Below are 12,631 nucleotides of genomic sequence, written 5' to 3' on the forward strand. Positions count from 1 at the left end.
CGCTACGCCGGCTTCTTGAATCGCATCATAAAGCGGTCAGTCTTGCCGCGGATCGCGGGATCGAACACATTCTTGCTGTGGTCGTCCGCCGCGATGCGCAGCGCCTCGCTGTCGCCGTCGAAGACAAAGCCTGCACGCTCCATATCGGCGCGTACCTTCGCCGGATCGATGCGATGCAGTTTTTCGACAAGCGCGCGCGTGTCGCCCGCTGGCCCGACATGGTCGACGACGATCACCGTACCGCCCGGACGCAGCGCGCGATACCAGTCGGCAACCATCGCATCGACATCGACGCGCGGGAATTTGAACTTTTCGCTTTCCCAATAGAGGTCGTGATAGACGAGGTGGGTAAAGATCATGTCGACGCTCTTGGGAGCGAGCGCCATCTGGTTCACCGGCCGCACCATCGGCGCCATGTTCGGATGCGCCTTGAGCAGCGTCGCCCAGGTTTCTTCCTTGTGAAACCCCGGCGAATTCATCGGGATCACCGTGCCTTTGGAGCCAACTAGGTCCGCGAGCATCTCGCTGTAATAACCATTGCCCGCAAGCAAATCGGCGACCGTCGAGCCGCGCTTCACCTGAGCAAAGGCCAGCACATCGGCGGGATGGCGTCCCTCGTCCTGCTTGCGGTTGTCGGCGAGCCGCTGTTTGTCGGCGACGGCGGCCGCGACCGCCTTGTCGGGTGCTGCCGCAGCAGCCGGCAGGGCGAACAGCATCGCCGCCCCGATCAATGGTGTCCAAAGTCGATAGTTGCGCATGGCATCCCTCCCCTGTGTCGGCTCGGCCTGACCGCAAGCTGGAAACATTGCGAGCGCGCTTCGACCAGCAGTCGCCCTGCGTCTATCAACCCCGGTCGCGCCGGCGCTTCCATCCCATTTCCTCGAACTCGAGCAATTCCATCGGCACATGGATGGTGCGGATCGCGAGCCGTACCTCCACAAGGAACAGAATCAGCGAGGTCAGGAGCAGCAGCATCGCGACCGTAAACGCCCACGCCGCTGCCCTCCCGAGGTTGAAACCGGCAACCTCCTGCGCGAAGAGCAATGCCACGAGCAGGCAGACCACGATACCGCAGGCCACCGCCGCAAGAATCGAATTGTTGATGATCGCCATGCGCCGGTCGGCGGTGCGCAACTCGGCGACGATGCGCTCATGCTCCGCCCCTTCGGTTTCCGACCAGCGCTCCATCAACGTCCGCGAGCGATCGATCACGCGCGCGAGTCGCCCCGCAATGACGTTAAGCAGGCTGCCGGTCGCCACCAGCAAGAATACCGGTGTGACCGACAACTGGATCGTCTGCGCGATCGCGCTCGTGGCGGAGGCCACTATCCCCCGCCGCCCGCCGCAACCGACGGCGTATTCACGCCGTGCATCTGGAGGAACTTGCGAATGTTACGCGCCGCCTGCCGGATGCGCTGTTCATTTTCGACCATCGCGATGCGGACATAGCCCTCACCATCCTCGCCATAACCGACACCCGGCGCGACCGCGACTTTCGCGTGAGTCAGCAGTTGCTTCGAAAATTCGAGGCTGCCCATTTCCTTGAGCGCGGGCGGCAGTGGTGCCCATGCGAACATCGACGCCTTGGGGCTCGGAATATCCCAACCCGCGCGGCCGAAGCTTTCGACCATCACGTCGCGGCGCTTCTGGTACAGGTCGCGGTTCTTCTGGACGATATCCTGCGGGCCGTTCAACGCCGCACATGCTGCGGCCTGAATCGGCGTGAAGGCGCCGTAATCGAGGTACGACTTCACGCGCGTCATCGCCGCGATCAGCCGCTTGTTGCCGACCGCAAAGCCCATGCGCCATCCCGCCATCGAATAGGTCTTCGACATCGAGGTAAACTCGACCGCAACATCCTTCGCGCCCGGGACCTGAAGGATCGAAGGCGTCGGGTTGCCGTCGTAATAAAGCTCCGAATAGGCCAGATCCGACAGGACCCAGACCTTATTCTCCTTCGCCCATGCAACGAGGCGCTCGTAGAAAGCCAGATCGACCGATTCGGCGGTCGGGTTCGACGGATAGTTGACGACGAGGATCGACGGACGCGGCACGGTGAAGGCCATCGCGCGGTCGAGCGCACGCCAATAGGCTTCGTCGGGGGTCGTTGGAACGCTGCGGATCGTCGCGCCGGCGATGATGAAGCCGAAGGTGTGGATCGGATAGCTGGGGTTCGGTGCAAGGACGACGTCGCCGGGTCCGGTGATCGCGGTCGCGAGGCTGGCCAGCCCTTCCTTTGACCCCATCGTCACGACGACTTCGGTTTCAGGGTCGAGTTCGACATTAAAGCGGCGGGCGTAATAATTGGCCTGCGCCTTGCGCAGCCCGGGAATACCCTTCGACTGCGAATAGCCGTGCGCGTCGGGCTTCATCGCCACCTCGCACAGTTTCTCGATCACATGCGCCGGCGGCGGCAAATCGGGATTGCCCATCCCCAGATCGATGATGTCTTCTCCCGCGGCGCGGGCGGCCGCACGCATCGCATTGACTTCGGCGATGACATAGGGCGGCAGGCGCTTGATGCGATAGAATTCATCTTCAGACATGGGAAACTAGAACAACTCCTTTGCGTATGCGTTTGAATTGACGCGAGCGACAACCTCGCCAGCCGCATCGCGGCTTGTTATAGGCATTCTATCCGCACTGACCAGCAGGAACAGATATGAGCGATACGGGCAGCAACAACGACACGACCGAAGCTCCCAACCCCTTCCTGCCGTCCCCCGACGACATGCAGCATTGGGCCAGCGTCATCGGCCGCGCGCAGCAGATGATGCTCGAATATGCACTGGGTCAGGCAAACGACGGCAATGCGAGCGCTGCCGCCCTGTTCGATCCCACCAAATGGCTCGACAATCCGGCGACGAAGCTGTGGACCGAACAATCGTCGAAAATGTGGGAACAGGGCGTCGCTTTTTGGACCTCGCTTGCCAGCATCGGCCAGCCGATCGCCCCCGACACGCCGGCCGAGCCCGCGAAGGACCGTCGCTTCACCGATCCCGACTGGACCGCCAATCCGGTCTTCGCGATGATCCGTCAGACCTATGGCCTGCTCGCCGAACAAATGCTGGCGACGACGCGCCAGATCGAGGGACCCGACGCCGCCGCGCGGGCCAAGATGGAATTCGCGGCCAAAGCGATGGCCGACGCGATGGCGCCGACCAATCTGGCGCTCACCAATCCCGAAGTCATCAAGCGCGCGGTCGAAACGCGCGGCGAAAGCCTGCTCAAGGGTCTGAAGCACATGCTTACCGACCTGTCGCGCGGGCAATTGAGCCATGTCGACCCCGATGCTTTCGAGGTCGGGGTCAATATCGCGACCACCCCGGGCAAGGTCATTCACGAGACCGACCTCTATCAGCTGATTCAGTACACACCGACGACCAAGGAGGTGCTGGGCGTCCCGCTCCTCATCTTCCCGCCGTGGATCAACCGATTCTATATCCTCGACCTCAACCCCGCGAAAAGTTTTGTCGCCTGGGCGGTCGAACAGGGCCTCAGCGTGTTCATGGTGTCGTGGAAATCCGCCGACGCCTCGATGAGCGAGATCGTCTGGGACGATTATATCGCGGCGCAGGTCGATGCGATCGACACCGTGCGCGACGCCCTCGACGTGCCTGCGGTCCACACGATCGGCTATTGCGTCGCGGGCACAACGCTCGCTGCAACGCTTGCGATGCTCTCGGCACGGGGCGAAGCCGACAAGGTCAAGTCGGTAACCTTCTTCACCGCCCAGGTCGATTTCGAACAGGCCGGCGATCTCAAGATGTTCGTCGACGACGGCTATCTCGCGTTGCTGCAGCAATTATCGGCTCCGGGCTTCCTCGACGGGCGCTATATGGCCGCGACCTTCAACAGCTTGCGCGGGCGCGACCTGATCTGGAATTATGTCGTCAGCAATTATCTGCTCGGCAACGACTATCCGCCCTTCGACCTGCTTTACTGGAACGGCGACACGACCAACCTGCCTGCAAAGTGGCACCGCCAATATCTGGTCGACCTCTACCGCGACAATCGTCTGGTCATCCCGAACAGCCTGTCGGTCATGGGCACGCCGATCGATCTCAAGAAGATCCAGACCCCGGCCTTTATCCAGGCGGGGCGCGAGGATCATATCGCGCCACTCGCCAGCGTCTGGCGGCTGATGGACCATCTGTCGGGTCCCAGGACCTTCCTGCTTGCCGGATCGGGGCATATCGCGGGGGTCGTCAATCCGCCCGCCGCGGGCAAATATCAATATTGGACCGGCGACAGCAAGGCGGCGACGCTCGACGATTTCGTTGCGGGCGCCCAGGAGACCAAGGGCAGCTGGTGGCCGCACTGGATCGGCTGGATCGAGGCACAGGATAGCGCAAAAACCGCTGTCAAAGGTTCGCGTATCCCCGGAAAAGGTGCTAAGAAGGCTATCGAGGATGCCCCCGGCCGCTATGTCAAACAACGGTAATATCGGGCGAATATAAGGCCAACGAGGCTGCGATCATCTTTTTTGTGCACTGCACAAAAATATCCTTGAAATCGCTCAGCCACTCCTATATTGTGCACTGCAACATAGAGGAGTACCACCAATGGCTACCAAGATTGATAGTGCCGAAAAGGCTTTCGAAGCCGCGACGCTGGAAACCGCCGTCAAGCCGGTGGCGACTCCCGCCGCACCGGCCGCCGCTGCTGTTCCGGCCGCAGTGAAGGCCGATCCGGCCCCCGCAACGATCAAGACGGTGAAGGCAAAAGCCAAGCCGGCCGCGAAAAAGGCCGCTGCCCCCAAGGCAGTCGCCAAGAAGGCCGCCCCCCAGAAGGCGGCTGTGAAAATTGCATCCAAGCCCCTCAAGGCCGCGCCGAAGCCGGTCGCAGCCGCTACCAAAGGATTCAAGACCATGAACGACACCGTCAAGAAGTTCGCCGACGAAGCGAAGACCCGCACCGAAGCCCTGACCGCCGACTTCAACGAGAAGGCCAAGGAAGCGCTGAGCAAGACCAGCAAGCTGGCTGAAGAAGCTGTCGAATTCAACAAGGCGAACGTCGAAGCGCTCGTCGAGGCCGGCAAGATCGCTGCCAAGGGCATCGAAACGCTCGGCCAGGAAGGCGTGACCTATGCTCGCAAGAGCTTTGAAGACACGACCGCCGCGCTGAAGGGCTACACCGCCGTCAAGACCCCGGCCGACTTCTTCAAGCTCTATGCCGAAAACAGCAAGAAGGCTTTCGACGCCGCTGTTGCGCAGACCTCGAAGACCAGCGAACTCGTCGTCAAGCTGACGAACGAAAGCTTCGCGCCGATCTCGAACCGCGTTTCGGTCATCACCTCGAAGCTGAAAGCCGCTTAAGGCGCTTTCAACTTCCGTTGGCGCGGGCCCCCTCCCCCTCCCTCCCCGCCTGCGCCGACACCCCCAAGGCCGCTCGCTTCCCCGGAAGCGGGCGGTTCTTGTTTTCGGGAACCACGTTCCGGCAGCGATAGCTGGCTGGCGAACAAGAGGTTAAAAACCGCGCGCGCGCCTCTTGCGCTTCGCCCGCGGCTTGCGATATTCCTGCCCATGATGTTTTCTGTTTCGACCATAGACCCGCCCCGCGCCATGGCGGACAAGGACGAGAGTTCGCCCGGGTCCCCCGGCGTCGGCATTGCGACGCGCACCCGCGCGAAGGCGAAAAAGCCGTCGATGTACAAGGTGCTGCTGCTCAACGACGATTACACGCCGATGGAATTCGTCGTGATGGTGCTGCAGCGTTTCTTCAACATGGATATCGAACAGGCGACTCAGGTAATGCTGCACGTCCACCAGCAGGGTGTCGGCGTGTGCGGCGTGTTCAGCTATGAAGTCGCCGAGACCAAGGTGAACCAGGTGATGGACGCCGCACGGCAGAGCCAGCACCCGCTGCAATGCACGCTGGAAAAAGCCTGAGCTAACCCGCTCGCGCGACCTGTTCGGCCTTGAGCGCCGAGGACGGGTCGCCCTTCAAATCGCCATAACCGAGTTCGGCGCCGCAACCGGGGCAAATAGTCGCCGTCCCGACATCGGCACCGCACGCCCGGTGCACATAACGGATCGCCGGCCCGTCCCCCGTCTCGCCTGGCGCATAGGCCCAGCGTTCGGCCCAGTTGCGCATCGCATAGAGGACATCGAACAGGCCCTTGCCCTTGTCGGTCAGCCAATAATCGTGGCGCACCGGCCGTTCGCTATAGGTACGGCGTTCGGCAATCCCTTCCGACACCAGCAGCTTGAGCCGCGCCGATACCAGTTGCGGCCCCAGTCCCGTGTTCGCGGCGATGAGCTCGAACCGGCGGCGGCCGAAGAACAGCTCGCGCAGAATCAACAGCACCGCGCGGTCGCCGAGGAGTTCGGCCGATCGGCCGACGGGGCACAAAGTGTCCGACAGATCCACACGCTTGGGCAAACCTCAGCTCCTGACCTATTATTCCCTGAGACGAAAAACCTCTTGTCACTATGATTATCATAGTTACTATCGCACGCAAGAGGAGAGTCGCATGCCCAATCCCGCCGCCGTCATCATCGGAGCAGGGGACGCCACCGGCGGCGCCATCGCCCGCGCCTTCGCCGCCGAAGGCCTCACCGCCTGCGTCAACCGCCGCGAACGTAACGCCGACCAGCTCGAGGCGCTCGCCCAGTCGATCCGCGACGAGGGGCATCAGGCGCGCGCCTTCCCCGGCGATGCCCGCGAAGAAGACGCAATGATCGCGCTGTTCGATCGGGTCGAGGCCGAGGTCGGCCCGGTCGAGGTCGCGGTATTCAACATCGGCGCCAATGTGAACTTCCCGATCAGCGAGACGACGGTGCGGGTTTATACCAAGGTCTGGGAAATGGCGTGCCTCGGCGGCTTTCTGACGGGGCGCGAGGCGGCAAAGCGCATGACACCCCGCGGCCGCGGTACGATCATCTTCACCGGTGCCACCGCAAGCCTGCGCGGCGGGTCAGGTTTTTCGGCCTTCTCGGGCGCCAAGGGCGCGCTGCGCATGCTCGCGCAGTCGATGGCGCGCGAACTGGGGCCGCAGGGTATCCATGTCGCGCACACGATCATCGACGGCGCGATCGATACCGACTTCATCAAGGGCCGCCACCCCGACTTCGACAATGCGAAGGCGCAGGAGCTGATCCTCAATCCCGGAGCCATCGCCGCCAATTATGTGATGCTCCACAAGCAGCCGAAAAGTGCGTGGACCCACGAACTCGACCTCCGCCCATGGGGAGAAAAATGGTGAGCAAAACCGTCCAAAAGACGTTGGAGCTGATTTTCGATTTCGGCAGCCCCAACGCCTATCTTTGCATGAAGGCGCTGCCCGAACTGCTCGAACGCACGGGTGCCGACCTGATCATCACCCCCTGCCTGCTCGGTGGCATCTTCAAGGCCACCGGCAACAAGGCGCCGATGATCCAATACGCCGACGCACCCGCTAAACTAGCCTATGAAAATCTCGAGATGCGACGGTTCATCGAAAGGCACGGCCTTACCAAATTCCGCATCAATCCGCACTTTCCGGTCAATACGCTGACGATCATGCGCGGCGCGATCGTCGCCGGGGATGAAGGCACGCTCGACGATTATGTCGACGCGGTGAACCGCGCGATGTGGGAAGACGGGTTGAAGATGGACGATCCCGAGATCATCGCGACCTTCCTCTCGGCGAACGGCTTCGATGGCCCCGCGCTGCTCGCGCGTACGCAGGAGCCCGAAATCAAAGCGAAGCTTGTCGCCAACACCGAAGACGCGGTGGCACGCGGCGTCTTCGGTATCCCGACCTTCTTCGTCGAAGGCGAAATTTTCTTCGGCAAGGACCGCCTCGCGCAAGTGGAAGAAGCGCTCGGCCGATAAGCTCAGGTTTTGGCGGGCGCCTGCGCGCTGCGGCCCGCCACCACGATGCCCGCGACGACCAACACCAGCCCGGCGACATGGAACAGGTGGAGCATTTCGCCGAGGAACAGCATCGCCAGCCCCGCTCCCATCAGCGGCATTACATTCATATATTGCGCGGTCGACGCCGACCCGATCAGCTCGACCCCGCGATTGAAGAAGAGATAGGCGAGAAAGGACGGAAAGATCGATACATAGGCGATGGCCAGCGCGCTGCCCATCGTCGGAACGATCAACCTCCCCGACCGGATTTCCATCGCATAGACGGGGATGATCACCATCAGGCCGACGATAATCGACGCCGCGAGAAAGCTGAGCGGATGCACCGCCGGCCGCTTGCGCAGCAGCACCGAATAGAGCGCCCAAAGCAGCACCGCAAAGGCGATGATCGCATCGCCGCCATTCAGCTGCAACGCCAGCAACAGCCCCGCGTCGCCGCGCGAGAGGATGATCAGCACCCCCGCCAGCGACACCACGACGCCGGCAATCTGCCGGACGCTGGTCCGGTCGCGCATCACCAAGGCGCCGACCATCAGAATCAGCGCTGGCTGCGCCGACTGGATCAGCATCGAATTGAGTGCGGTGGTGGTTTGCAGGCCGGTATACAGCAGCGTGTTGAACGCCCCGATCCCGAGCCCGCCCAGCAGGAGCATGACCGGCCAATGTGCCCGCAGCACCGGCCAATCGCGCTTCAGATGCGGCCAGGCGAGCGGCAGAAGCAGCGTAAGCGCGAATGTCCAGCGCCAGAAAGACAGCGCGGCGGGCGGCACCAGATCGCGCGCGGCGCGTCCGACGATCGAATTTCCGGCCCAGAAAAGCGCCGTCATCGACAGCAGCAGATAGGCCCGCGACCAGAGCGCCGCCGCCGGCCCGCCGTTTTCCACCATGTCGTCCGACCCTATTTTACCTCAAATGCCGTCACCCCGGCCTTCGCCGGGGTGACGGCATATACATCAGACATTACGCCACTTTTATGTGAAATCGAGCTGGATGATATCGCTCGGCGTTGCGCGGCAAAACATCTCGATCGGCTTTGCGCCATCCGGGTAGGTCGCCGTCATCGCGGCGCGGATCCGCCAACCGCCATTGCCCTGTTCGAGCGAGATCAGCTTGTCATAAGACAGCCGCGTCCCGCCGGTGACCCCGATCTGGCGCGCCGCGTCGGTCATGCAATTCTGCACCGATGGCCGAGCTGCGCTCGGCAGCGCAGACAGGTTGGCGCTCAGCGCCGCCGGCGGACCTGCGGGATAGGTGGTTTCGCCGCCGCTGCCGGTTGCCGGCGCAGTGGTCTCCGCCGGCTTCTTTTTCTTCCCGCTCGCGAGCAGCGCGATCAGCCCGGCGGCGACGACAGCACCGCCGATGATCAGCCCGGTGCTCGGTCCCTTGTCCTTGTCCTTTTCGGGCCGCGAATTGCGGTAGCCATAGCCGAATTCGGCACGGCAGCCCTTGTCGACCCAGATATAGTCGCCGGTGTAGCCCCATTGACGCCCGGCGTTGCACTTACCCGCAATCTTGCGCGTGAGTTCGACGCGATCATTCGTCCGCACATTACACTGCTGATAGCTGTAATTCCAGGATTCGCAGTTCATTATGCCCGCATAATCCTCGACCGGCTGCGGCATCGGTGTCGGATAGCCGCCACCATCATTGGCATAGCCATAAGCAAATTCGGCACGACAACCGCCCGACACCCAGATCTGGCTCGCGGTAAAGCCCCAGTCGCGCCCCTTCGAACAGCGCCCGCCGATCACCCGCTGCAGATCGACCCGGTTATCGGTGCGCACATTACAGCGCTGCATGTTGTTGTTTCGCGACTCGCAGCGGATCGTTCCCTCATAGCCATAACCATTGCCGGGACGTGGCGGCTGGATTTGCGGTCCGCCCGGGTAAGGTGGCACCGGACGCGGTGGCTGGATCTGGGGGCCGCCTGGCGGCGGATAGGGCAGCGTCGTCGCTTGCGGCATCGCCGGGACGGCAAGCTGGCTGGCGATCAACGTGGCCGTGGTGACGAGTGTGACGACATTATTCCGCATGACCTTCTCCCTGTGAAAAGTCGCTTCGTTTTACGCTGCTCTTGCCTTGACCTCGATATCGGCATGAATAGTTTCATATTTCGGTCGGGAAAGCCACGGCGAAAGCCGCCCGTTATCGACGGCAACTTGACGTTATCCAACCGGCCACCCGCTTGCGCACCGCAACACATGCGCTAAGGACAGCCGATGGATCAGATCGTCATTCGCGGCGGCCAGCGACTCAAGGGCCGTATCCCCATCTCCGGTGCCAAGAATGCGGCGCTCACCCTGTTGCCGTGTGCACTGCTCACCGACGAGCCGCTGACGCTGCGCAACCTGCCGCGGCTCGCCGATGTCGATGGGTTCGGCCACCTGCTCAACCAGCTCGGCTGCTCGACGACGATCGAGGGTTCGCGGCCCGAGGATTTCGGCCGCGTCATGACCGCGCGCACGACGACACTGACCTCGACCGTTGCGCCCTATGACATCGTACGCAAGATGCGCGCGTCGATCCTCGTGCTCGGCCCGCTGCTCGCGCGTGCGGGCGAGGCGACGGTATCACTGCCTGGTGGCTGCGCGATCGGCAACCGCCCGATCGACCTCCACCTGAAAGCCCTCGAAGCCTTCGGCGCCGAGATCGAACTCACATCGGGCTATGTGAAGGCCGTCGCGCCGGGCGGACGCCTTGCGGGCGGCAAGTTCACCTTCCCCGTCGTGTCGGTCGGCGCGACCGAAAATGCATTGATGGCCGCGGCGCTCGCCAAGGGCACCTGCGTCCTCGAAAATGCGGCGCGCGAACCCGAGATTGTCGACCTGTGCAACTGCCTCGTCGCGATGGGCGCACATATCGACGGCATCGGCACCGAAACGCTGACCATCGAAGGTGTCGACCGGCTGCACGGTGCGACCTATCGCGTGATGGCCGACCGCATCGAGGCTGGCAGCTATGCCTGTGCCGCCGTGATCACCGAGGGCGACGTCGAACTCGTCGGCGCCAAGGCCGACGAGATGGAAGCGACACTCGCCGCGCTCCGCCAGGCCGGCGCGACGGTCGAGGAGACCAAGGCAGGTATCCGCGTCGCCATGTCAGGCCGCGCCGAACCCGTCACTTTGTCGACCGCGCCTTATCCGGGCTTCGCGACCGACATGCAGGCGCAGTTCATGGCGATGGCGACGCTCGGCAAGGGCGCGTCGCTGTTCACCGAAACCATCTTCGAGAACCGCTATATGCACGTGCCCGAATTGGCGCGCATGGGCTGCGACATCGATGTGCGCGGCCGCAGCGCCGTGGTGCGCGGGGTCGAAAAGCTGGTCGGGGCGCCAGTGATGGCAACCGATTTGCGTGCCTCGATGAGTTTGATCATCGCGGGCCTCGCCGCCGAGGGCACGACCGAAGTCAATCGCGTCTATCACCTCGACCGCGGTTACGAGCGGCTCGAAGAGAAGCTCCAGGCGGTCGGCGCGGACATCGAACGGATCAGCGCGGGCTGACACCCTTCGTCAGATGCTCGGCGCGGCCATAAGCCCCGCGCGCATTGTCTTTGATCCAGTCGCCCAGCAATTTCAGATAGCCGTCGGTGATGCGCGTGACATTGCGCGACCCGTCGGCGGCCGTCGTAAATTCGAACATGCCGTGGTCGGTGTCGGGAAAGAGGTAGACATCGACCGGCTTGCCCGCCTTGGCGAGGTCGAGCAGCGCCCCGCGCGTCGTTTCGATCGGCGCCTCGCGATCCTCACCCGCAAGGACCCATAGCAGCGGCGCATCGAGCTTTTTCAGCGCCGCCACCGCGTCATAGTCCCAGATCAGTTCGAGATTGTCGACGCGCGCCCGGCCGATCCGCCGCAAATCGTCGCTCGGCATCCGCGCGATCGCGCCGCTATATTCGCCCTCGATCTTCGCAGCCCATGGCTTGTCCGCCATCTCGCGCCGCACCGCGTCGAGCGCATCATAGCCGGTACGAAAATCGGACAGCAGCAACCCCGCCGTCGCCTGCGACAAGCGGTTGACCAGCGCGACCGCATCATCCCCCAGCCCCGCCGCGCGAACCTCCGACACCATCTGCTCGCGGTCTTCCTCGATCGGCGAAGCGACAAGGCCGAAACCAATGGCGACAAAATCGGCCTTTGTCCGCGTGGCGGCGAGCGGCGCCACCCAGCCGCCCTGGCTGCCGCCGAAAAAGCCGCTGCGCCCGTGCCGCCCGGCCGTCATCCCGCGTGCCTGCTCGAGCGCATGTCCCGCGTCCTCGGCGAGCAGCTCAAAATTCTGCGTATATTCGCCGTCCGACCCGCCAGTGCCGCGCTTGTCATAAACGAAGACCGAAATCCCCTGCGCCGCCATCGCATAGCCATAGACGCCGCCGATCGGCGAAGTGCGTTCGGACCCGTGCACCATGACCACGAGCGGGCGCTTCGCATCGGGCGCGCCCGGCGGTTCGATCAGCACGCCAGTCATTTTCGTGCCCACGCTATCGAAGGTTGCCGGGGTCTCGCGAAAGGCGATCCGCTTCCACGCCTTTCCCTTCACGGCCACATCGTCGGCGCCGCATGTCAGCGGCACCGCCGCGTCCGATGTCGCGCCGCGCCGGCCGTCGCGGAACAGATAGCGCAGCGCGGGCGCCGGGACCGCCGGCGTCTTTACCAGCACCACGAAGTCGCCATCGGGGGCGGTGTAAGTGCCGGGCTGGCAGGCGGTCTGCGCAAAGGCCGGCGCCGCCGGGAGGATTGCGAGCGAAAGGAGAGTGCCGAAGAGAGTGTTCATGAAG

General features: G+C 63.2%; 13 protein-coding genes. 6 read left to right on the top strand and 7 right to left on the bottom strand.

What is annotated here, in order from left to right:
- Window positions 1–2: 2 nt before the first annotated feature.
- The 3 genes from AC07NV_RS10765 to AC07NV_RS10775 all read right to left on the bottom strand — a co-directional run bounded on the left by AC07NV_RS10765 (window position 3) and on the right by AC07NV_RS10775 (window position 2,546).
- Window positions 3–758 carry a class I SAM-dependent methyltransferase gene (locus AC07NV_RS10765; protein WP_495166345.1) on the bottom strand — a complete coding sequence of 252 codons (756 nt, stop codon included), beginning with the start codon at window positions 756–758 and terminating at the stop codon, window positions 3–5.
- A gap of 85 nt (window positions 759–843) precedes the next feature.
- Window positions 844–1,326: a DUF2721 domain-containing protein gene (locus AC07NV_RS10770; RefSeq protein WP_495166346.1), complete on the bottom strand. Its 483-nt coding sequence runs from the start codon at window positions 1,324–1,326 to the stop codon at window positions 844–846.
- Window positions 1,326–2,546 carry an LL-diaminopimelate aminotransferase gene (locus AC07NV_RS10775; RefSeq protein WP_495166347.1) on the bottom strand — a complete coding sequence of 407 codons (1,221 nt, stop codon included), beginning with the start codon at window positions 2,544–2,546 and terminating at the stop codon, window positions 1,326–1,328. Before AC07NV_RS10775 ends, AC07NV_RS10770 begins: the two co-directional genes overlap by 1 nt.
- Before the next feature lie 116 nt (window positions 2,547–2,662).
- Between AC07NV_RS10775 and AC07NV_RS10780 the strand changes: the two genes are divergently transcribed.
- From AC07NV_RS10780 to clpS, 3 genes are all read left to right on the top strand, one after another.
- Window positions 2,663–4,444: a PHA/PHB synthase family protein gene (locus AC07NV_RS10780; RefSeq protein WP_495166348.1), complete on the top strand. Its 1,782-nt coding sequence runs from the start codon at window positions 2,663–2,665 to the stop codon at window positions 4,442–4,444.
- Window positions 4,445–4,565: 121 nt separating this feature from the next.
- Complete coding sequence (locus AC07NV_RS10785; protein WP_495166349.1) at window positions 4,566–5,318, top strand: phasin family protein; 753 nt, start codon at window positions 4,566–4,568, stop codon at window positions 5,316–5,318.
- A 207-nt stretch (window positions 5,319–5,525) separates the two neighbouring features.
- Window positions 5,526–5,891, top strand: a complete 366-nt coding sequence (gene clpS / locus AC07NV_RS10790) for an ATP-dependent Clp protease adapter ClpS (RefSeq protein ID WP_495166350.1) — start codon at window positions 5,526–5,528, stop codon at window positions 5,889–5,891.
- Window position 5,892: 1 nt separating this feature from the next.
- On the opposite strand, the gene AC07NV_RS10795 is transcribed toward clpS, so the two are convergent.
- Window positions 5,893–6,384 carry a winged helix-turn-helix transcriptional regulator gene (locus AC07NV_RS10795; protein ID WP_495166351.1) on the bottom strand — a complete coding sequence of 164 codons (492 nt, stop codon included), beginning with the start codon at window positions 6,382–6,384 and terminating at the stop codon, window positions 5,893–5,895.
- Window positions 6,385–6,475: 91 nt separating this feature from the next.
- Here AC07NV_RS10795 and AC07NV_RS10800 point away from each other — a divergent pair, with 91 nt between their 5' ends.
- Complete coding sequence (locus tag AC07NV_RS10800) at window positions 6,476–7,207, top strand: SDR family oxidoreductase (RefSeq protein WP_495166352.1); 732 nt, start codon at window positions 6,476–6,478, stop codon at window positions 7,205–7,207.
- Window positions 7,201–7,818 carry a 2-hydroxychromene-2-carboxylate isomerase gene (locus tag AC07NV_RS10805; RefSeq protein WP_495166353.1) on the top strand — a complete coding sequence of 206 codons (618 nt, stop codon included), beginning with the start codon at window positions 7,201–7,203 and terminating at the stop codon, window positions 7,816–7,818. The genes AC07NV_RS10800 and AC07NV_RS10805 overlap by 7 nt, the downstream gene beginning before the upstream one ends.
- Before the next feature lie 2 nt (window positions 7,819–7,820).
- Here the strand turns inward: AC07NV_RS10805 and AC07NV_RS10810 are convergent, their stop codons facing one another.
- Together AC07NV_RS10810 and AC07NV_RS10815 are read right to left on the bottom strand one after the other, a co-directional pair.
- Window positions 7,821–8,744, bottom strand: a complete 924-nt coding sequence (locus tag AC07NV_RS10810; protein WP_495166354.1) for a DMT family transporter — start codon at window positions 8,742–8,744, stop codon at window positions 7,821–7,823.
- Between the two features lie 84 nt (window positions 8,745–8,828).
- The gene (locus AC07NV_RS10815) at window positions 8,829–9,890 is read right to left on the bottom strand and encodes a DUF3011 domain-containing protein (protein ID WP_495166355.1); all 1,062 of its coding nucleotides are present in this window, start codon (window positions 9,888–9,890) and stop codon (window positions 8,829–8,831) included.
- 186 nt (window positions 9,891–10,076) lie between these two features.
- Between AC07NV_RS10815 and murA the strand changes: the two genes are divergently transcribed.
- Window positions 10,077–11,360 (top strand): UDP-N-acetylglucosamine 1-carboxyvinyltransferase, encoded by a 1,284-nt coding sequence (murA, locus tag AC07NV_RS10820; protein ID WP_495166356.1) that lies wholly within the window; start codon window positions 10,077–10,079, stop codon window positions 11,358–11,360.
- Here murA and AC07NV_RS10825 read toward each other — a convergent pair.
- On the bottom strand, window positions 11,347–12,627 hold the full coding sequence (locus AC07NV_RS10825; protein WP_495166357.1) for an alpha/beta hydrolase family protein: 1,281 nt from the start codon (window positions 12,625–12,627) through the stop codon (window positions 11,347–11,349). The genes murA and AC07NV_RS10825 overlap by 14 nt on opposite strands.
- Between the last annotated feature and the right edge of the window lie 4 nt (window positions 12,628–12,631).

Source organism: Sphingopyxis sp. GW821-FHT10B01 (genome assembly GCF_059415685.1).